This is a genomic window from Fictibacillus sp. 23RED33 (genome assembly GCF_015903925.1).
Classification (GTDB): Bacteria; Bacillota; Bacilli; order Bacillales; family Fictibacillaceae; genus Fictibacillus; species Fictibacillus phosphorivorans.
Map to the genome: position 1 here is coordinate 149851 of NZ_JACZDX010000005.1, position 21240 is coordinate 171090.

Genomic DNA, 21240 nt, shown 5'->3' on the forward strand with positions numbered 1-21240 from the left:
TGTTAATTAAAGAAAACAAGCGTGTTAAGGAATTGTAAATCTTATAACTCGAACTTTTTTGGAAATAGAATTGTAAACTGAGAACCTTCACCTGGCTTACTTTGAACTTCAATGGTTCCGTGATGAGCTTCTACAAGGTGTTTAACGATCGCAAGCCCTAATCCAGTGCCTCCCGAATTCCTGCTTCTTGCTTTATCCACACGGTAAAAACGTTCGAATATTCGAGGGATCTCACTTTCCTTGATGCCAATTCCAGTATCTTTAATCAGCAACCTCACATGATCTTGTAGTTCTTCCACCACTACGTTTACACGGCCACCAACAGGCGTGTACGTTAAGCTGTTTGAAACAAGGTTAATGATGATCTGCTTCAATCGAGGTGAATCTCCGTCCATAATGGTTTGGCCAGTAACATCAACGGATAGAATAATGCCTTTCTTTTCAGCTTTAGGCTGAAGAATCTCAAAGGTATCGTTTACTAAAGCACCAAGATCAATAGATTGAGTTTCTAGGTGAAAACCTTGCTCACTTTTAGAAAGGTCTAACAAGTCTTGGATAAGCGCCTGAAGCCTATCACTTTCATTTAACATGATCGTTAAAAATTTATTTCTAAACTCTTCATTTTCACCTGCACCATCTAATAAAGTCTCAGCAAACCCTTTTAAAGAAGTGATCGGCGTTTTGAGTTCATGTGAAACATTAGCCACAAAATCTTTTCTTACTTGCTCAAGTTTCTTAAGCTCTGTTATATCGTGAAATACAAGCACGATCCCTTTTAGCTTACCTCTTGCGTTCAGGACAGGTGCACTATAGACATCGAAATGTTTCGTATCGATGTGAATTGGAATAACTGTGTTTCTTCTAACTTTTTTTTCAGTTAAATACGTTTCTTTTACAATATCCTTAATAGATGTGTAAGGAAACACTTCATAGAAGAGATGACCCGTCCAATAATCCGTATGCTCTTTAAACAGTTCTTTGAACGTTTTGTTTACTAAGTTGATATATCCATTTTTATCAATAAGAATAAGTCCGCTTCCCATGTTTTCGATCAATGTTATCAAGCGATCGTGCTGTGATTCTTGGGATTTTGTCATCTTCTCTAGGTTACGGGCTAATACATTTAATGAGTAGTTTAACTCACCAATATCTTCCCCAAAATACTCATACGTTCTTGCTTTGAAATTACCTTTGGCAAGCTCTTTCGCAGTCTGAGTAGCCTCTTCTACAGGTCTAACAATCTTATGAATCACTTTGAGAGATACGTACAGAATGATGATAAAGCAGATAAGGAAACCGATCGACATCATGATCCAAATCGATCTCTCTTCAGATTCCGCAGCACCTTCAGGAATTGCAAACTGTATATATCCTGTTTCATCTTTCTTTTTTAACGTATAAAATAATTTACCGTTGTCATTCTTTAGCAAAAGATTTTGATCATTCATTTTTTTATCTTTTGGGTAATACGAAGACATGTTTCTTGGACTGTCTCCGTCAGATGTGTATTTTACATTCCAATCTGAATCAAGTATATAAATCTCACCCTTAAGATCTTCAGCGGCCGTTCTTAATAAGTTCGTTATGATTGATTTTGATTTTTCAGTCTTAATAACTTGTTCAATTAGACTTAATTCACCTTTATAAAATTCCATACGCTTATCTTTCACACTATGATGAACGATGTTCCCCATAATGAGAGCTAATAGAATAAAAACCAATAAAATACCGAGCAGGAAAAAGGTAAGTACTCGGTTCTTAAAATCATGCATTATTGAGGCTCCTCTAGCTTATAACCTAATCCCCTTATGGTTTTAATATAAATTGGCTTACGAGTATTATTCTCGATCTTCTCCCTTAAATGACTGATATGAACATCAACAATTCGTGTGTCACCTACAAAATCATAGTTCCATACTGCAGAAAGCAGCTGTTCCCTCGAAAGAACTCGGCTCTTATGTCTAGCAAGATAAACGAGCAGTTCGAATTCTTTTGGTGTAAGTTCTAGTGCTTTTTCCTTAAAATACGCTTCATAGTTTTCTGGGTAAATATCAACTTCTCCAATTTTAAGATGTTCTACTTCTTCTTTTTTCTTTTCTGAGTCCGTATTCGTTGATGATGATCTTCGTAGGATTGCCTTCACCCTTGCAACCACTTCACGTGGACTGAACGGTTTCGTCATATAATCATCTGCACCTAACTCAAGTCCTAACACTTTATCAAACTCATCATCCTTAGCCGTTAACATGAGAATAGGAATATTTAATTTTCTTAGACGGAGTTCTTTACATACTTCTATTCCATCCATTTCCGGCAGCATAAGGTCTAATATGATTAGATTAGGTTCTTCGCTTTCTGCTTTTTCTAATCCACTCTTGCCATCCATTGCCGTAACTACTTGAAATCCTGCTTGTTCTAAGTTAAATTGCAACAATGTTGAGATCGAAATTTCATCTTCTACTACGAGTAACTTTTGGCTCATCATATTCCCACCTTTTTACGACTTGTACAGATTCATCATACTATTTTTTTTATAGTGTGTACAAAAATCGCAAAATTTTCATAGTGGCTTTACATATCCTTAACATTCCCTTTACATTGATAAGTTTTTTTTATATTTATTGTTCAAATTGGGACAGATAAATCGGATAAAAAATTTTATATCCGTAATTAATCGGTAGTTTTACGGATATATGGTTCTTATCTACGGATATAATGGTGTTTACCTCGTATAAAATCCCCTTGTATGCCTCCTATGTACTTTTACATCATATTTGTATATTTAAAGAGGACATAGTAAATTTATCACCTTTATAAGAGCAAAAAAATAAACCTTTCATATGAAAGGTTTAGAAATTTTCCATTGTATTAGATGTAATCGATTTTGGAGCATATGGAGGACAAACGTGTAAATGACTCTTTAACACTTCGATTCCTTCCTCATTCTCTGCTCTAACGTTCATATGCACAATATGCTTGTCTCTATTTACTTCTGTAATTTCAAATAAAAAGGTTAATTTGGAATAATGATAAACGGGTTTAATAAATGTGAAACTTGATTCAACGATCGAACTTCCAGGACCCGGTAAATATTTTGATACTGCTGAAGTGACCATACCCATCAGCATGACTTGTGGCACGACAGGCTTTTTATAAGGTGTCAATGTTGCATAATCGTGTTGGATGAATAGTGGGTTGTTATCGTTTGTTAAGCCTAAATACAATAGAAGATCTTTATCTTCAATTGTTTCTTGCATCTCTAATTTTTCCCCAGCTTGGATCTCGTCTATTTTTCTTCCGAGTTTTCGCTTTTTTCCGATCAGCATTTAAAGACCCCCTCTAGATGATAACGCTTTCATAATTATCTGGAGAAAAGATTCGGGGATCTGCCCGAACCTCTCACACGCTTATGCTAATACTTTCATAACGGATTTAACAGATTCTGCCGATTGATCAAGCGCTGCTTTCTCTTCTGCCGTCAGCTCAAGTTCAATGATTTCTTCTAGACCGCCACCGCCTAGGATCGTTGGGACGCCAAGACAGATACCATCATAACCATACTCACCCTCTAAAAAGGCGATTGAAGGAAGCACTCTGCGTTGATCTTTAACGATCGCTTCTACCATCTCAACTAATGAAGCAGCTGGTGCATAATAGGCAGATCCGTTACCTAAGAGATTAACGATTTCTCCTCCACCTTTACGTGTGCGCTCAACAATAGCATCTAAACGCTCTTTAGAGATTAATTTCTCTAACGGGATTCCACCTGCATAAGAGTAGCGTACGAGTGGCACCATATCGTCTCCATGACCACCAAGAACAAAACCAGTAACATCTTTTACAGATACGTTAAGTTCCATAGCAACAAATGTACGGAAACGTGCTGTATCTAGTATTCCTGATTGTCCGATTACACGGCTTTTAGGAAAACCAGATTCTTTTAATACTGTGTAAGTCATGGCATCAACTGGATTTGTTAAGACGATAATCGTGCAATCCGGAGAATGTTTAACGATCTCCTTCGTTACGCTCTTCATGATTCCAGCGTTTGTGTTTACAAGATCATCACGACTCATACCAGGCTTGCGAGCAATTCCTGCTGTTATAACAACTACATCAGATTCTGCTGTATCTGCATAATCGCTCGTACCCGTAATCGATGCATCAAAACCTTGAACAGGACTTGCTTCCATCATGTCTAGCGCTTTACCTTTTGTAGGGTTTTCCATTTGAGGAATATCAACTAATACTACATCCCCAACTTCTTTTTGTCCTAGGATAAAAGCCGTTGTTGCTCCTGTAAATCCTCCACCAATAACCGAAATCTTTTTTCGTTTGTTAGCCATGTCTTTCCCTCCAGGAACAGTTTAAAAAACATAAAATATGTTGAGAAGACCCCTTATAAAAAGGGGTCAGTTAGATTACATGTTTTTGATTAGTTCGTCAGCAAACTCAGAACATTTAACTTCTGTAGCGCCGTCCATCAAACGTGCAAAGTCGTAAGTAACAACTTTACTTTCGATTGTGTTTTCCATTGAAGAAAGTACTAATTTAGCAGCTTCTCCCCATCCTAGATGTTCAAGCATCAACACACCCGAAAGAATTACAGATGATGGATTTACTTTATCAAGACCAGCATATTTTGGAGCAGTACCATGAGTTGCTTCAAAGATTGCATGTCCTGTTTCGTAGTTGATGTTTGCACCTGGTGCGATACCGATACCACCAACTTGTGCAGCAAGAGCATCAGAGATGTAATCTCCATTTAAGTTCATTGTAGCTACTACATCAAACTCAGCTGGACGAGTTAAGATCTGTTGTAAGAAGATATCAGCGATAGAGTCTTTAACAATGATCTTACCTGCAGCTTCTGCATCTGCTTGTGCTTTGTTCGCAGCATCTTTTCCGCTTTCTTCAACAATGCGGTCATACTGAGCCCATGTGAATACTTTGTCACCAAACTCAGCTTCAGCTAACTCATAACCCCAGTTCTTGAAAGCACCTTCTGTATATTTCATGATGTTTCCTTTATGAACAAGTGTTACACTCTTACGTCCTTCGTTGATCGCATATTGAATCGCTGCACGAACTAGACGTTGAGTACCTTCTGAAGAAACCGGTTTAATACCGATACCTGAAGTTTCAGGGAAACGGATTTTGTTAGCACCCATTTCATCTTGTAGGAATTGAATCAACTTTTTCACTTCATCAGATCCACTCGCATACTCGATACCAGCATAGATATCTTCTGTATTCTCACGGAAAATAACCATGTTTGTATCTTCAGGGCGTTTTACTGGCGAAGGCACACCTTTGAAGTATTGAACTGGACGAAGACAAGTAAATAGATCTAACTCTTGTCTAAGTGCAACGTTTAAAGAACGGATTCCTCCGCCTACTGGCGTTGTTAATGGTCCTTTAATCGCAATTATGTAATCGCGAATCACATCAAGCGTTTCTGCAGGAAGCCATTCTCCTGTTTGGTTAAACGCTTTTTCTCCTGCTAATACTTCTTTCCAAACGATCTTTTTCTCACCGTTATATGCTTTTTCAACAGCAGCTTCTAATACACGTGAAGCAGCAGCCCAAATATCAGGACCCGTTCCGTCACCTTCGATAAAAGGGATCACCGGTTGATTTGGTACGTTTAATACACCATTGTCGACTGTAATACGTTCTCCGTTAGACATTTCTAAATTCCTCCTAATTCTTGTATTGCATGTACTATACTAGTCTACTAAAAAACATAGGGAAAAGAGAAGAAGAATCCCTTCTCTTTTAAAGATATAACCTATAGTTTTTATATTATCTTTGTTCTAAAGCAACATACTGCTGCATGTCAGGTCCGATATATTCAGCACGAGGGCGGATTAAACGGTTGTTTTCATATTGTTCTAAGATATGTGCAATCCAGCCAGAAACACGGCTGATCGCAAAGATTGGCGTGAATAAGTCATGGTCGATACCTAAGCTGTGGTAAACACTAGCAGAATAGAAATCTACGTTTGGCAGCAAGCCTTTCTTCTGCTTAAGCGTATCATCAATCTTTACGCTCATTGTGTACCATTTTTCTTCACCTGTAATCGATGTTAGCTGTTTAGACATTTCACGCAAATGTTTTGCACGTGGATCGCCGTTCTTGTATACACGGTGACCAAAGCCCATAATCTTTTGTTTGTTCTCAATCGCGTTGTCCAAGTAAGATTCTACGTTTGCTTCTTCACCGATCTCAGAAAGCATCTTCATTACTTGTTCGTTTGCTCCACCATGAAGTGGTCCTTTTAAAGCACCGATCGCTGCTGTAATGCCTGAATAGATATCAGAAAGAGTAGCTACACAAACACGTGCAGTGAACGTGGATGCATTTAGCTCATGGTCAGCATGTAGAACTAATGCTTTATTAAAGGCTGTTTCAGAAATTTCATCAGGTTCTTTACCTGTAAGCATATATAGGAAGTTAGCTGCATAGCTAAGTTCTTTTTTAGGAGCAATCGGATCTTTTCCTTCCCTAATACGTGCAAATGCCGTTACAAGTGATGACATCTGTGCTTGAAGACGGATGGCTTTTTTGTAGTTTCCATCTGTAGACATATCCTCTGCTTCTGAATCATACATCGCTAATGTTGACACGATTGTACGCAATACAGTCATAGGATGTGTATTCTTCAAAGGAAGCGATTTCATTTGTTCCAACAATTCTGCGGGCAGCTCACTAGCCTCAGCAAGTTCTGATTTAAAAGATTCTAGTTCAGATTGGGAAGGCAGTTTACCATTCCAAAGCAAGTATACAACTTCCTCAAAAGTTGCATGTTCAGCTAAGTCATCAATGCTATATCCTCTATAGGTTAATACATCGTCAATGATAGAGCTGACAGAAGAAGTCGTTGCAACAATTCCTTCTAATCCTCTTGTAGCTGTCATGGCTATCTCTCCTTTTTTTCTGTTATTCTCTCTTCTCCTTTAATTGTTTCACTTTTTAAAAAATAGAAAGAGCTTACATTTTCCATGTAATAAAAAAGCCGGATTCAAGGTTACATTCCCAACTTTTTTAATCTCGAAACTGAGACTTGAAAAATGAAAGACTATTTAAAGGAAATGGGACATACACATCAATTATAAACAATAATCTGATATTTGTGAACGGATATCACTTATTTCGTGCGGAAAGCGTCATGAACCTGAAAACATTCCAACGACTTTCATAGCCATATATGCAATTCCTGCCCCGATCAATGGTCCTACAGCAACTCCTTTAAAAAGAGCGACGGCCAGGATCGTTCCAAAGACCAAAGCAGCAGTAATATGAGGATCATTCTGAAGAAGATGAAGTCCTTTACTTGCGATTACCGCTACGAAAATGCCCGATAATAGAGCAACCCACGCATAATAAGAACGCAATGATTCAGACAACTGTTTAAACCCAATCTCACCAGATGCTATCGGAACTAATACGGCAATTGTAATGATCGTCACACCCCAATTTATCCCTTTTTGCTGTATAACAGAAAACCATTTATCACCCATACCGGTAAATTTTAACACTAACAAAAAGGCGACCGCGACGATTAAAGATTGATTTTTTGCCAATAAGCCAATGATTAATAATCCGAATAAAAACAGTAAAGGTCCCATAGATTTTCATTCCTTTCTCACTAATTTATATGTACGTAAAGGCAGGTGGAAAATTTGTATGCTGAACTGACACATCGTTTATTGCGTATTGGATTTATTCTATCCCTCGCTGTTGCCCTTATTTTTTCTGGCTATTATGTTTCTGCTATTCTTTATCCTTTCATAGCAGGCGCAATCATAGCGCTTATGATCAACCCGTTTGTAGACTTTATCGTAAATCGTTTTAAAGTGAATCGAGCACTTGCCGTTATTCTTTCTATATTAGGCCTTTTAGGTGTAATTGTCTTGTTACTAACCTTGCTCATTCAAGAGATGATGACTGGTTTTGCCTATATTGCACATGAGTTACCCGCTTATATTCAAGAATTGGTCTTTTACTTTGAACGATCATTTAAAATGAACGTTCTCCCTTTATATCAAGATTTACTCTCTATCTATAGCAAGTTGGGAACCGATCAACAAGAAACGGTCATGGATAATATCGAAAAGATTGGAACAGGAATAACCACGAATGCATCTAGTATGACACAGGCCGTGATTAATAGTGTCTCTCTAATGATCGTAAGTCTCCCAACTTTTTTAACGGTTTTTATCTTTTCTCTTCTCGCTGCTTTTTTTATAAGTAAAGACTGGTACCGACTGATAGGGTTTCTTAACGCGCTCTTTCCTGAAAAATTAATCCACACCGTCACAACGGTATATGTAGAACTAAGAAAAGCTTTATTCGGTTTTTTAAAAGCACAGTTAACCTTAATCTCTATCACAGCATGTATCGTATTAGTAGGTCTTTTGTTGATGCGAATTGATTATGCAGTTACCATATCTGTTCTGATTGGGGCGATAGATCTACTGCCATACCTTGGGACAGGTGCTGTCTTTCTGCCATGGATCGCTTATTGTTTCTTAACAGGAAATTATACGCTGACGATCGGACTATCCATTTTGTATGGAGTTGTTGTTATACAAAGACAGATTATGGAACCAAAGCTTTTATCAAAAACGATCGGACTCGATCCTCTTGCTACACTAGTCTCTTTATTTGCTGGATTCCAGCTTCTTGGGTTTGTTGGCCTTATCATCGGACCTGTTATCCTAGTTGTTATTCGTGCACTCTACGAAGCAAAGTTCTTTCATGAGATCTATCAATTTGTTATGAAGCCTGTACACAAATAAAAAGAACGATTGCTGAAAGTGAGCATCGTTCTTTTTGTTATGTTTTTGTATTCATTGGTGTTCTTGTTAGTGGTTGGTTTCCGCTCCAGGTTGCACGCTTTCCACGGGGCGAACGGTGAGTCTCCTGCCGCTTTGCGCCATTAGGAGTCTCCACCTGTCTAGTTGCAGTGGCTAGCCCCTCGAGATCAAAAGTTAAACGGACAAGAAGGCAAAATGCGCCTTCCTAGCCCATTCAACTTTTGCTGGTCGGGGCTGAACGAGCCACTTTTACATTTCGGACTGACCGCTCGTCCCGTAGGAGTCGGCAACCTTCCACTACAACCAACTGTCTAAGAAGAACTTCAAAGAACTTAAAAGAAAAAACTCTTAGAAAACCTTTTCTAAGCTGACTCTCTGTCAGTAGCTAGTAACTCTACCTTCTTTTTATGAAGTAAAACTGTCCTGATTGCATCTTTTGGAAGAGTTTCGCTTTCATCCACAACTTCACTGGTTTTCTTAGTGGAGGGATAAGTAAGAAGAAACCTATAATGTCAGTTAGAAATCCAGGTGCTAAGAGTAATGCACCACCGACCAGAATACATGCCCCATCAAGAACTGCTTCTCCTGGCATCTGACCGCTCTCGAGCTGCATCTTCACGCGTTGAAGCGTCTCTACCCCTTCTTTTTTTGCCAAATAAGCACCTAATATACCGGTAATAAATATTCCAGCAATCGTTGCAGGGATTCCTATATATTGCCCTGCCAAGATAAACAGAGCTACTTCAATAGCAGGAATAAGAATAAATATAGGTAATAGCTTACGGAACATTTAAATCACCGCTTTCGTTAAACAAATAATAAGGAGATCTAGCCTATGCCATTTTTTACGTATCAAAAAAGAGAAGGTTTCACCCTTCTCTTTTCGTATAATTAGATAACGTTCTTTCTTCCGTCATAAATGTATCCAACAGAAGCATCAATCGTAATCTCTTGGCCATCTTTAAAGATTTCCGTAGCATTTTGTAAGCCAACGATAACAGGAATACTTAGAGATACTCCACATACAGCAGCATGGCTTGTTAATCCGCCTTCTTCTGTAATAACAGCTGATGCTTTTTCAAATGCACCAATCATATCACGGTCCGTTCCAACTGTTACAAGAATTGCGCCTTCAGTCATCTTTTCCATCGCTTCTTGAGCTGTTTTAGCTACTACTACTTTCCCTGAAGCTGATGATTGTCCGATTCCTTGAGCTTTAGCAAGCACATCACCAATAATGTGAACTTTCATTAAGTTTGTAGATCCAGATTCACCTACTGGTACACCTGCGGTAATCACTACAAGATTGCCATGTTGAACAGCTTCAGCTTTAATCGCTGAATCAATCGCAATTTGGAACATTTCATCTGTTGTTCCAGCTTTCTCACCTTTTACAGGTGTTACTCCCCAAACAAGTGCAAGCTTACGGCAAACGTCTTCGTTGCTTGTTACAGCGATAATAGGAGCTTTGGGACGATATTTCGAAATCATACGAGCTGTTTGTCCTTTTTCAGTAGCAGTAATAACAGCATCTGCATCAAGGTTAAGAGCTGTAAAGGAAACAGATTGAGAAATCGCGTCTGTAATTGTCGTTTTGCTTTCTTTGCTTCTTGAAGATAATAATGTTTTATAGTTCAAAGAACTCTCAGCACGGCTAGCAATCTTATGCATGGTAAGAACCGCTTCAACTGGATAAGTACCAGCAGCTGTTTCACCTGAAAGCATGATGGCATCTGTTCCGTCAAAGATCGCGTTTGCTACGTCACTTGCTTCAGCACGTGTTGGACGCGGGTTACGCTGCATAGAATCTAACATTTGAGTTGCTGTAATAACAGGCTTTCCAAGCTCGTTACACTTTTTAATCAGCATCTTTTGTACAAGAGGTACTTCTTCAGCCGGAATTTCAACACCAAGGTCACCACGTGCTACCATAAGACCGTCAGAAACAGCAAGGATCTCATCGATATTGTCTACACCTTCTTGGTTCTCGATCTTAGGGATGATTTGAATATGGTTAGCGTTGTGTCGATCTAAGATCTCACGAATTTCAAGAACATCTGTTGCACGACGTACGAATGACGCAGCAATAAAATCAACACCTTGCTCGATACCAAATTCGATATCTTTTGCATCTTTGTCTGTGATACCAGGAAGTTTCACGCTTACGTTAGGTACGTTTACACCTTTTTTATTTTTTAATGTACCGGAGTTTAAGATTTTTGTAGTCAGTTCTTTTTCGCCGATCGCTGTTACTTCAAGTTCGATCAGTCCGTCATCAAGCAGGATTCTTGATCCAACATGTACGTCTTCAACAAGACCTGGATATGTTACAGAGATCTTTTTGTCGTTACCCACTACTTCTTCCATAGAAACGATTAATTCGTTTCCAGCAACAAGTTCAGCTACTCCGCCTTCTAGCGTTTGAGTACGGATTTCAGGTCCCTTTGTATCTAACAGGATCGCAACTGTTTTTCCAAGCTCTTTCGATGCTTCACGAATGTTGATGATTCGTTGACCGTGCTCATCAAAGTCACCGTGAGAGAAATTTAGGCGGGAAACGTTCATCCCAGCATTCATTAATTCTTTTAACTTATCAATACTTTCGCTTGCCGGTCCTATCGTACAAACGATTTTTGTTTTGCGCATCATGTAAATGGCCTCCTGATTTTCTTTTTTCGCAGAAAGGCATCGTAAGGCTTCTGCAGTTAACCCGCAGCCGTACGATGCATTAAGCAGATTATATGGATAGTTCTTGTGATAACTTGTACATTTGTCTATCTATCGAATGTTTTCTAGATAATACCTCTGTAATGTCATAATCAACAAGTTTGTTATTTTCAATACCTACTGTACGACCAGCTTTGCCTTCTAATAAGAGTTCAACCGCTTGCGCACCTAGACGGCTTGCTAATACCCGGTCAAAAGCTGTAGGTGAACCACCGCGTTGAATGTGCCCCAGAACAGTAACCCTTGTTTCGAAGTCTGTAAGCCTTTCGATCTCTTTAGCAACATCCACGCCGCTTCCACAGCCTTCTGCGACAATAATGATACTATGTTTCTTACCGCGCTCGTGTCCTCGTTGCAGCTTTTGTACGACTTGATCCATCTTGTGGTCTTCTTCTGGAATGAGAATCGTCTCAGCTCCATCTGCAAGGCCAGCCCATAGAGCCAAGTCACCAGCGTCACGTCCCATAACTTCAATGATATAAGTACGCTCATGTGAAGTAGCTGTGTCACGAATCTTGTCGATAGCATCGATAATCGTGTTTAGTGCTGTATCAAAACCGATTGTGAAATCTGTACCAGGGATGTCATTGTCGATCGTACCAGGTACACCAATCGTTGGATAACCTTGTTCAGACAATTTCTTAGCACCTTGGAAAGAGCCGTCTCCACCAATAACGACTAATCCTTCGATACCGAATTTTTTTAACTGCTCGATACCTTTTTGTTGTCCTTCTGGTGTTTTGAACTCTAAACAACGTGCTGAATGAAGCATTGTGCCTCCACGATGTATAATATCTCCAACAGATCCTAATTCTAGTTTCTTAATATTCCCCGAAATTAGTCCTGCATAACCATTGTATATCCCATAAACTTCTAAGTCATGGTAGATTCCTTTTCGAACAACCGCCCGAATCGCAGCGTTCATGCCTGGTGAATCGCCACCACTTGTTAGAACTCCTATCCGCTTCATGAAACATTTCACCTCTCTAGTTCTCTCGTCTTATTAAAATATCATGTTCAAATGTTGAACACAATAGACAACAATAGGCAAAAAAATGCGCCTTTCTACAAGCAGAAAGGCACATTCCCTATTTAACAACAATGGAATCGTTTACAAACCCAAATTGTCCGATTTTTTTATATTTTTCATAGCGTTGATTTATGAGCTCTTCTTGAGACATAGACAACAGAGAATCTAAAGAAGTTTCCAAAACCTGGTCGATCAATTCCGCCTGGTACTTAGCATCTTTATGTGCTCCGCCCTTAACTTCTTCAATAATCTCGTCTATAATTCCTAACTCCTTTAAGTCTGGAGCAGTGATTCTCATCGATTCTGCTGCTTTTTTCGCCATCGAAGCATCTTTCCAAAGAATGGCAGCTGCACCTTCTGGGGAGATAACAGAGTAGGTTGAGTTCTCGAGCATGTGTACATAATTCCCTACACCTAATGCTAATGCTCCACCGCTTCCACCTTCTCCGATCACAACACAAATAACAGGAACAGTTAATCCTGCCATCTCAACTAGGTTACGAGCGATCGCTTCACTCTGCCCTCTTTCCTCAGCTGCTTTTCCTGGATATGCTCCTTTTGTATCAATGAAACAGATAATAGGTCTATTAAACTTCTCCGCTTGTTTCATTAAGCGAAGTGCCTTACGATAGCCTTCTGGATGTGGCATCCCAAAATTTCGACGAAGATTTTCTTTCGTATCTTTCCCTCTTTGGTGTCCGATGATCGTTATAGGTAGATTCTTATAAAAAGCTACGCCTCCAACGATCGCTTCATCGTCACCAAAAAGACGGTCTCCATGTAATTCGATGAAATCCGTAAACAGATAGTTAATATAATCAAGGGTGGTTGGGCGTTCAGCATGTCTGGCAATTTGAACACGATCCCAAGGTTTCATCTCTGAATACGTACTGTTTTCTAGGTTAGACAATTTTTCTTCTAGCCTTTTGATCTCATCAGTTAAATCAATATCTTTTTCATCCATAAATGATTTAAGTTCTGCGATCTTTTTCTCCAGCTCGTGTATCGGTCTTTCAAATTCTAGTTCTGCAGCCATGCCTTACACCCTCCCTTCTGTATGAATCTTTAATAGCGTACTCAATGTTTTCTTCATTTCGCTTCTATGAATGACTTTATCTAACTGTCCATGCTTCAATAGAAACTCAGCAGTCTGAAAATCATCTGGTAATTCTTGGCGAATGGTTTGCTCGATGATTCTTCTGCCAGCAAACCCAATTAAGGCTTTAGGTTCAGCAAAATTGTAATCACCAACAGATGCGAAACTTGCGGAAACTCCCCCAGTAGTTGGGTGTGTCATGATAGAGATGAAAAGCAACCCTCTGTCACTTAATCGTTTAAGAGCGACACTCGTTTTAGCCATCTGCATCAGGCTTAAAACGCCTTCTTGCATTCTAGCTCCACCTGATGCTGTAAAGATAATAAACGGTGTTTCTTTATCGATCGCGTGCTCGATCGCACGTGTGATCTTCTCACCTACAACAGAACCCATGCTACCCATTCTAAAGCGAGAATCCATAACCGCTAATGTTACATCAAGGCCATCTATCTGACCTGCACCTGTAACAACAGCTTCGTTAATTTTGGTTTTCTTTCGGTCGCCTTCTAGTTTCTCCACATAATCAGGAAACTCTAAAGGATTTCCTGAAATCATATCTGCGTCATATTCTGTGAATGTTCCTTCATCAATCAGTGCAGCTATTCGTTCTTGTGATGACATTGGATAATGGTATTGACAACCTTGACAAACAAGCAAGTTTTTTCTTAGTTCTTTTGTTACCATGATGTGCTTGCATTCTGGACATTTACTCATAATCCCTTCTGGTACGTCTTGTTTAACTTTACCAGTCGGTATTGTGGCATATTTTTTCTTTTTTACAAACAATCCTTTTATCATAAATGAATAACACCACCTATTCGATTGCGTTTAGAGCATCGTTTTGTTTTGATAACAAACTCGTCAGCTTCACAGCATCTTTTTGTTGAAGGAGTGTTAAAACTTCCTCACAAAATGCTTGTGGCCAATACGAATTTGCTCGTTGCAATGAAGACCCATAACCCGTTAGTTCAACATATAAACGATAAAGAAGATGATTGCCGCATGCTTGAATCACAATCTTTTCAAATTGCTTGCAAGCTTCATTAACTTGTTCATGTTCGTTCGGATCCATCTGCTTAATTAGTTGTGTAAGTTTTGAGATGGTCGAAGATTTGCACCTTCGTACTGCAAGCTCTACACAGTCTTTAATAACAATATGCCTTGTTTCCTGAAGATCGTGTCTAGCTTTATTATCATTTAGAATGAAAGATGCTAGTACTTCAACAAGTCGATGACCGGTTGCTTCACGTATAAAGGTTCCTTCCCCTCTTCGTGTCTCAATCAGACCTAGAAGCTCTAGAGATCGCAGTGCTTCACGGACAGATGATCTTCCAACCTTCAGGCGGTCACTCAGCTCCCTTTCAGAAGGGAGCTTGTCACCCGCTTGAAGACCATCCTCAACAATAATAGCTTTAATTTGTTTAAGAATTTCAATATATACTTTTTCGGTAGGCTGGACAGACATTCCTCTCTCCTCTACCGGTTTCATTCATCTTTTCCGATGATCGCTAGTTTCTTAGTCTTTTCAGCGATGTCTTCAGGATTCACCCGAAGTCTTGCAACGCCTGTTTCCATAGCCGCAGTCGCTACAGCTGCCGCAACAGCAGGTGCAACGCGCGGATCGAATGGTGCAGGAATTACATAATCTGCAGTCAATTCTACTGGGTTCACTAGATTTGCAATCGCATGTACGGCTGCAATCTTCATTTCTTCATTGATATGTGTTGCACGAACATCAAGCGCACCACGGAAAATACCAGGAAACGCTAAAACGTTATTTACTTGGTTAGGAAAATCAGAACGTCCTGTTCCAATGACCATAGCACCTGCTTCACGCGCTTCATGAGGCATGATCTCAGGGTTTGGATTGGCCATAGCAAAGATGATCGGTTCTGGATTCATTGACTCAACCATTGATTTTGTTAATGCACCTTCTACTGAAACACCGACGAAAACATCTGAGCCGCTGATTACATCAGCAAGTGTTCCCTCTTGTTTTGTACGGTTCGTAAAGTTTGCAACTTCTTTTTTTACAGAGTTCATTCCGAACGGACGACCTTCATAGATCGCACCTTTCGTATCACACATGATAATATCTTTCACACCAAAACGATCTAGCAACTTAATAATAGCTATCCCAGCTGCTCCCGCTCCATTAACAACGACCTTAATCTTAGACATTTCACGCCCTGTTAATTTGAGCGCATTAACTAGACCAGCTAGTGTAACAATGGCAGTGCCATGCTGATCATCATGGAAAATTGGAATATTTGTTTCTTTCTTTAAACGTTCCTCAACTACAAAACAATTCGGCGCAGCGATATCTTCTAAGTTCACACCACCAAATGTAGGTTCAAGCAATTTTACCGTTTCAACGATCTTGTCCACATCTGTAGTATTCAAGCAGATTGGGAACGCATCAACACCAGCAAAACTCTTGAATAATACTGCCTTTCCTTCCATTACAGGAAGTGCAGCTTCAGGTCCTATATTTCCTAGACCCAATACAGCTGTCCCATCAGAAACGACAGCTACAGTATTGCCTTTCATCGTATAGTCATAGACTTTCGTTTTGTCATCATAAATATCTTTACACGGCTCTGCCACACCAGGAGAATACGCTAAGCTCAAGTCTTTCGCGTTACGTACAGGTACCTTTGATTTCGATTCTAATTTCCCTTGATGTGTGCGGTGCATGTGTAGTGCTTCTTCTCTTAATGTAGACATTTTTTCATCTCCTAATGATTTTAAATTTAAGGTTGATGAGCCAATTAGGAGGTGGTCAGACCACTAATATTGACTCATCCATTATAACAAAAGTTAACAAGCTGTAAAGGTTTTTAATTTCTTCTAAATACGACATTACCCTCACCAATAACAGATTGCAATTCTAACAACAAATTTTCAGAAACATTTACTTTCTGAGAGATCTGGACCTTTTGTCTATTTTCTTCATAGATAAGAACAACAGATGTACTTCCTTTTGATTCATCAAAAATCGCCTTCACAGCATTAAGATGCTGAGGTGATTGATGGTCTTTATCTATCTTAAGAAATAGTGTTGGCTGCTCGTTTGACTTCAGATCTTGGAGCAGTCTGCATTTGTTCACAAGTATCTGTAATGTTTCGTTACGGTGTTCCACACTTCCTTCTATGAACAATTGTTGTCCTTTCTGCAGAAGAGAGTGATTGGCTTCATAAACTTTTGGAAAAGCCACGGCTTCTATCTCACCGCTCTCATCGCTAATCGTCAGGAATGCCATGAGTTCTCCCTTTTTTGTTTTAATCGCTCGTACTTTGTCAACTAATACACCAAGACGAACGGAAGATCTTTTTTCGTTTAATTCATTTATGTGGACGGCTTTCCAGCTGCTTAACGTCGTTCGATATCGTTGCAGCGGATGTGAGGAAAGGAAGAAACCTAGAGCTTCTTTTTCAAATTTAAGCTTCTCGCCTTCTTGAAAAGTTTGAACGGAAACGTAAGAAGGTTTAGGTAAATTAATATCATCATCAAAAAGATACATCTGATTCTTTCGCGAGATTTCCTGAACCTCTTCTCCATATTCTATCGCAGTTTCTAATGAAGCTAGCAACACTGCTCTATCTTGTCCCAATTCATCCATTGCTCCAGCAAAAATTAATGATTCGAGTGTACGCTTATTCACAACTTTTTGAGGACAGCGTGAACAAATATCGAACAGATCTTGAAACGGTTCTTTTTCATTTTCTGCCATCAGCATCCTAATGGCATTGTATCCAACATTTTTAATAGCCAATAACCCGAATGAAATATGAGATCCGTTTGAAATGAAAATTTCGCTGCCTTTTTTTATAGATGGTGAGAGTACAGGTATGCCTCTTTGCTCGGATTCTTTAATATATTGATTTACTTTATCATGATTGCCGATAACACTTGAAAGCAGGGCAGCCATAAAGTGGGCAGGATAGTTTGCTTTTAAGAATGCAAGCTGATAGGCGATGACACTGTATGCAACAGCATGGCTCCTCGGGAACCCGTAATCAGCAAAGCGTACGATCAAGTCATATAGCGCATCTGCAGATTTTTCATCATAGCCTTGCTTTAAACAACCTTCAACAAAGTGTTGTCGCTCCCGAAGAAGAATATCCCGTTTCTTCTTACCTACTGCTCTTCTCAGTAAATCTGCTTCTCCTAGTGTGAAACCAGCCGCTTTTGTTGCAATCTGCATGATCTGTTCTTGATAGACAATTACTCCGTACGTGGATTTTAAAATCGGTTCAAGATCAGGATGCATGTAGTGTACGGTCTTCAGACGATGTTTACCCGCGATATAGTCAGGAATATTCTGCATCGGACCCGGCCGGTAGAGAGCATTTACTGCTACGATATCTTCAAACTCTGTCGGCTTAAGCTGCTGAAGAACTTTTCTCATCCCATCAGACTCAAGCTGAAACACACCTGTAGTATCTCCTTTCGCAAGAAGATCAAATGTTTTCACGTCGTCGAATGGTATATCATTTAGATCGATCTTCACATTTTCATTTTCTTCGATCGCCAATAAGATATTTTCAATAAGCGATAAATTCCGCAAACCCAAAAAGTCCATCTTCAAAAGACCTGCAGCTTCAAGCCACTCCATACTGTATTGTGTAAGAGGTATACCGTCATGCCCGGTTTGTAAGGGTACTTTTTGAACAAGTGGAGCTCCCGACAAGACTACACCTGCAGCATGAGTTGATGCGTGTCTCGGTAAACCTTCAAGTGTCATCGCGATCTCAACAAGCTTTCTCACATCCGGCTCTGTTTTGTACGCCTGTTGCAGGCCAGCTGACTCTTTCAATGCATTTTCCAACGTGATTCCAGGTCTTGATGGAATATTCTTTGCGGTAAGATCGATGAGCGCAGGAGCAAAATCCATCACTCTGCCCGCATCCCTTATAGCAGCTCTTGCTGCTAGGGTACCAAATGTAATAATCTGTGCGACATAATCTGTACCATACTTACGAGCTACGTAGCTTAGTACTTCGTCCCGACGGTTATCAGGAAAATCGATATCAATATCGGGCATCGTAACCCGCTCCGGATTTAAGAAACGCTCAAAGATCAACTGATGATGGATCGGGTCAACGTTCGTAATCTGAAGAACGTAAGCTACTAGTGATCCTGCTGCCGAACCCCTTCCTGGCCCTGTAATCATCTTTTCGTCGTGTGCAAATTTCATAAAATCCCAAACGATTAAGAAATAATCTTCAAAGTTCATACTCTTAATAATGTTAAGTTCATATGATAATCGTTCGTTTATTTCAGGTGTTACCGTTTCATAACGCTTCAAAAGTCCTTCATTACAAAGCTCAGTCAGATATTCATAGCTGTTCTTATTATTTGGTACAGGATATTTGGGCAAAGCAATGCTACCAAGCTCAAGCTCGAGTGAACATCTTTCAGCCAGTTTAACCGTTTCATCTAATGCATCCTCCGCATGAGAAAATACACGTTTCATCTCTAATGGGGATTTAAAATAAAAGTCATCTGTCTGCAGTTTAAATCGATCACGATTGCTTTTCTTTTCGCCTTGTTTGATGCAAAGCAGGATATCATGTGCGTTTGCATCCTCTCTTCTCATATAATACGTTTCATGCATGCAGACGAGTGGAATGAGAGACTTCCTTGAAAGGTTTTGAAGTTGGAGATTAATTGTTTTTTCTATACCTGTATCATGATCTTCTAGTCCAAGATAAAAACGATCTTTAAAGCACGTTTTATAAAAGTGAAGTAGCTTATCTAATCGTTGATCGTCAAGATTTTCACGAGTAAGAAATTGCTGAATCTCACCTTCCATACCTGAAGAAACAGCGATAAGGCCCGCTGCATGATTTGAAATTTCTTCATAAGAAAGAGATGACACTTCACCGTCCAGCTTTGTCTGCATAAGCGTTGTGAGTTTTAATAAATTTTCATAGCCTTCTATGTTCATCGCATACAAAAGAAGTTTATTGCCTGAACTTATCTTCTCTTTTGTATCCTCTTGATCACTTCCAACCTCTGCTTCCAATCCAATGATAGGTTTGATGCCAGCTTTTACACATGTAGTATAAAACTTTAAGGCACCATGCATGTTTGATTTATCTGTTAAGGCTAAAGACGTATACCCAAGCTCTTTTGCATACTGAACAAGCTCTTCGATCCGACAAGAGCTTTCAAGAAGCGAGTATTCACTATGTATATGCAGTGGGACAAACCCCATACCATCACTTCCTTTACGCACCTGTTTGCATTCCATTATAGTACAGAAGTTCGTATGTGTTAATGAAACAGTTTTCAACAGCGAGCGGTTATTCATTTTCTATCATATAAGCATACACTCCACCTATTATCCATACATTGAGTAAGAGGGGAGGTTGTCTCATGGTGCGTGAATTTTTTGCGAATATCATATTAGATTTTGCTATAGCTTTCGGCGTGTTGTTGGGTGGAGCGTTAATCGGCGGTCTTGCCGCTTTTCTTGTAGGAAAAGCACCTATATATGAAATGATGGAGCTTGCAAAAAGACTTAAAATATGGGCAATCGTCGCTGCTATCGGTGGAACGTTTGATACGATCACTAATTTTGAGCGAAGCTTTGAAAACGGCGCTACTATAGAGATTTTCAAACAATTAACCTATATTTTCGTTGCCATTGCTGGTGCTAATTCTGCCATGCAACTGATTCAATGGCTCAGCCAGGAGAACATTAACTGATGAGGATCCCACCGCTATATCAACGAAAAGGCTACCAGCGTTTTTTTGCTGGGATAGCGATCGGGTTTATTATCGGCTGGGCATTTTTTTTAATACAAGGCGGCTTAGCTCATGAAAGGCTGATTGTAAAAATTGAAAAGCAACGAGTAAAAATTAATGATTTGGAAAAGAAGAACAAGATCTTAACCTCGGATGATGAAAAAGCAAATAAAGAACTCGCCAAGAAGTTTAAACTTCATGAAGTGAATGCTAGGTTCTCAAACCAGGATTCTTCAAAGTTATCAAATTTAACAAGGCTGCACATAGCAAAAGCAGTTGAAGACGATCTAGAGCATCTAATAGGAGAAGATACAGAAACACTTGCTAAAAGCCATTCCTTACTTGTACAAGCTATTGAAAATAAAACATACCGTCTTGATGACGACGAGCAAACTTATGAGGTGAAAATCGATCACTTGTATTTATACACAGGTGTTCTTCGAATCTATATATCAGCTAAAATCAGTGAATGATTATGCATAAATAATGGTCGAAATATTACGTTTTTATGAATCTTTGGGCAAAGAAATGGCAATCCCTCCTTCAATTGTATAAAATATGTGTAAAGAATAATTCTAGAGTGATTATTGGGGGGAAACTACATGATTATCAATCGAAAAGAACTTGCCCGTGAAAAGGTAAAGGAATTACAGAATGGCTTTTCTGCTTTTGCAGAAACGAAAGAAGTAGCAGACCTAATCAAGAGAGAGCTTGCAAAATTAAACTTAAAAGTGCATGAAGATGTAACAGATGTTGGCTCTTGGTTTATCCCTGAAAAAGCTAACTAAATCTATTTCATGCTAAAGC

Annotated in this window: 20 protein-coding genes; 5 read left to right on the forward strand and 15 right to left on the reverse strand. The window is 39.4% G+C overall.

Annotated features, from left to right (window positions below):
• Positions 1 to 41: 41 nt before the first annotated feature.
• From pnpS to IHV09_RS16690, 7 genes are all read right to left on the reverse strand, one after another.
• Complete coding sequence (gene pnpS / locus IHV09_RS16660) at positions 42 to 1772, reverse strand: two-component system histidine kinase PnpS (RefSeq protein WP_197264989.1); 1731 nt, start codon at positions 1770 to 1772, stop codon at positions 42 to 44.
• Positions 1772 to 2482, reverse strand: a complete 711-nt coding sequence (locus IHV09_RS16665; RefSeq protein WP_197264990.1) for a response regulator transcription factor — start codon at positions 2480 to 2482, stop codon at positions 1772 to 1774. The genes pnpS and IHV09_RS16665 overlap by 1 nt, the downstream gene beginning before the upstream one ends.
• 367 nt (positions 2483 to 2849) lie before the next feature.
• Complete coding sequence (locus IHV09_RS16670) at positions 2850 to 3326, reverse strand: MaoC family dehydratase (RefSeq protein ID WP_197131547.1); 477 nt, start codon at positions 3324 to 3326, stop codon at positions 2850 to 2852.
• An 81-nt stretch (positions 3327 to 3407) separates the two neighbouring features.
• The gene (gene mdh / locus IHV09_RS16675; protein ID WP_066396759.1) at positions 3408 to 4346 is read right to left on the reverse strand and encodes a malate dehydrogenase; all 939 of its coding nucleotides are present in this window, start codon (positions 4344 to 4346) and stop codon (positions 3408 to 3410) included.
• Between the two features lie 75 nt (positions 4347 to 4421).
• Entirely contained in the window at positions 4422 to 5690 is a 1269-nt protein-coding gene (gene icd / locus IHV09_RS16680) for an NADP-dependent isocitrate dehydrogenase (RefSeq protein WP_197131549.1), read from the reverse strand.
• A 115-nt stretch (positions 5691 to 5805) separates the two neighbouring features.
• Positions 5806 to 6921 (reverse strand): citrate synthase, encoded by a 1116-nt coding sequence (gene citZ, locus IHV09_RS16685; protein ID WP_197131552.1) that lies wholly within the window; start codon positions 6919 to 6921, stop codon positions 5806 to 5808.
• Positions 6922 to 7170: 249 nt separating this feature from the next.
• Entirely contained in the window at positions 7171 to 7632 is a 462-nt protein-coding gene (locus tag IHV09_RS16690) for a DUF441 domain-containing protein (RefSeq protein WP_197131555.1), read from the reverse strand.
• Between the two features lie 54 nt (positions 7633 to 7686).
• On the opposite strand from IHV09_RS16690, the gene ytvI reads away from it, so the two are divergent.
• Both ytvI and IHV09_RS16700 read left to right on the forward strand, forming a co-directional pair.
• Positions 7687 to 8805 (forward strand): sporulation integral membrane protein YtvI, encoded by a 1119-nt coding sequence (ytvI, locus tag IHV09_RS16695; RefSeq protein ID WP_231618366.1) that lies wholly within the window; start codon positions 7687 to 7689, stop codon positions 8803 to 8805.
• A gap of 162 nt (positions 8806 to 8967) precedes the next feature.
• Positions 8968 to 9138 (forward strand): hypothetical protein, encoded by a 171-nt coding sequence (locus tag IHV09_RS16700; RefSeq protein ID WP_197264992.1) that lies wholly within the window; start codon positions 8968 to 8970, stop codon positions 9136 to 9138.
• A 79-nt stretch (positions 9139 to 9217) separates the two neighbouring features.
• Here IHV09_RS16700 and IHV09_RS16705 read toward each other — a convergent pair whose 3' ends face one another.
• The 8 genes from IHV09_RS16705 to dnaE all read right to left on the reverse strand — a co-directional run bounded on the left by IHV09_RS16705 (position 9218) and on the right by dnaE (position 19900).
• Positions 9218 to 9613, reverse strand: a complete 396-nt coding sequence (locus IHV09_RS16705) for an FxsA family protein (RefSeq protein ID WP_197131562.1) — start codon at positions 9611 to 9613, stop codon at positions 9218 to 9220.
• A gap of 101 nt (positions 9614 to 9714) precedes the next feature.
• Positions 9715 to 11469, reverse strand: a complete 1755-nt coding sequence (gene pyk, locus IHV09_RS16710) for a pyruvate kinase (protein ID WP_197265023.1) — start codon at positions 11467 to 11469, stop codon at positions 9715 to 9717.
• Between the two features lie 91 nt (positions 11470 to 11560).
• The gene (gene pfkA / locus IHV09_RS16715) at positions 11561 to 12520 is read right to left on the reverse strand and encodes a 6-phosphofructokinase (protein WP_137788670.1); all 960 of its coding nucleotides are present in this window, start codon (positions 12518 to 12520) and stop codon (positions 11561 to 11563) included.
• 118 nt (positions 12521 to 12638) lie between these two features.
• The gene (gene accA / locus IHV09_RS16720; protein WP_197131565.1) at positions 12639 to 13616 is read right to left on the reverse strand and encodes an acetyl-CoA carboxylase carboxyl transferase subunit alpha; all 978 of its coding nucleotides are present in this window, start codon (positions 13614 to 13616) and stop codon (positions 12639 to 12641) included.
• 3 nt (positions 13617 to 13619) lie between these two features.
• Entirely contained in the window at positions 13620 to 14474 is an 855-nt protein-coding gene (gene accD, locus IHV09_RS16725) for an acetyl-CoA carboxylase, carboxyltransferase subunit beta (RefSeq protein ID WP_197131568.1), read from the reverse strand.
• 16 nt (positions 14475 to 14490) lie between these two features.
• Positions 14491 to 15141 carry a FadR/GntR family transcriptional regulator gene (locus IHV09_RS16730; RefSeq protein WP_197131573.1) on the reverse strand — a complete coding sequence of 217 codons (651 nt, stop codon included), beginning with the start codon at positions 15139 to 15141 and terminating at the stop codon, positions 14491 to 14493.
• A 20-nt stretch (positions 15142 to 15161) separates the two neighbouring features.
• The gene (locus tag IHV09_RS16735; protein WP_066396784.1) at positions 15162 to 16403 is read right to left on the reverse strand and encodes an NAD(P)-dependent malic enzyme; all 1242 of its coding nucleotides are present in this window, start codon (positions 16401 to 16403) and stop codon (positions 15162 to 15164) included.
• Positions 16404 to 16516: 113 nt separating this feature from the next.
• The gene (gene dnaE, locus IHV09_RS16740) at positions 16517 to 19900 is read right to left on the reverse strand and encodes a DNA polymerase III subunit alpha (protein ID WP_197264993.1); all 3384 of its coding nucleotides are present in this window, start codon (positions 19898 to 19900) and stop codon (positions 16517 to 16519) included.
• Between the two features lie 161 nt (positions 19901 to 20061).
• On the opposite strand from dnaE, the gene IHV09_RS16745 reads away from it, so the two are divergent.
• The 3 genes from IHV09_RS16745 to IHV09_RS16755 all read left to right on the forward strand — a co-directional run bounded on the left by IHV09_RS16745 (position 20062) and on the right by IHV09_RS16755 (position 21221).
• A complete protein-coding gene (locus tag IHV09_RS16745) occupies positions 20062 to 20394 on the forward strand; it encodes a YtrH family sporulation protein (protein ID WP_197131579.1) in 333 nt (110 codons plus the stop codon).
• Positions 20394 to 20906 carry a sporulation membrane protein YtrI gene (gene ytrI / locus IHV09_RS16750; RefSeq protein WP_197131582.1) on the forward strand — a complete coding sequence of 171 codons (513 nt, stop codon included), beginning with the start codon at positions 20394 to 20396 and terminating at the stop codon, positions 20904 to 20906. The genes IHV09_RS16745 and ytrI overlap by 1 nt, the downstream gene beginning before the upstream one ends.
• A 129-nt stretch (positions 20907 to 21035) precedes the next feature.
• Positions 21036 to 21221, forward strand: a complete 186-nt coding sequence (locus tag IHV09_RS16755; RefSeq protein WP_066396796.1) for a hypothetical protein — start codon at positions 21036 to 21038, stop codon at positions 21219 to 21221.
• Positions 21222 to 21240: the final 19 nt, after the last annotated feature.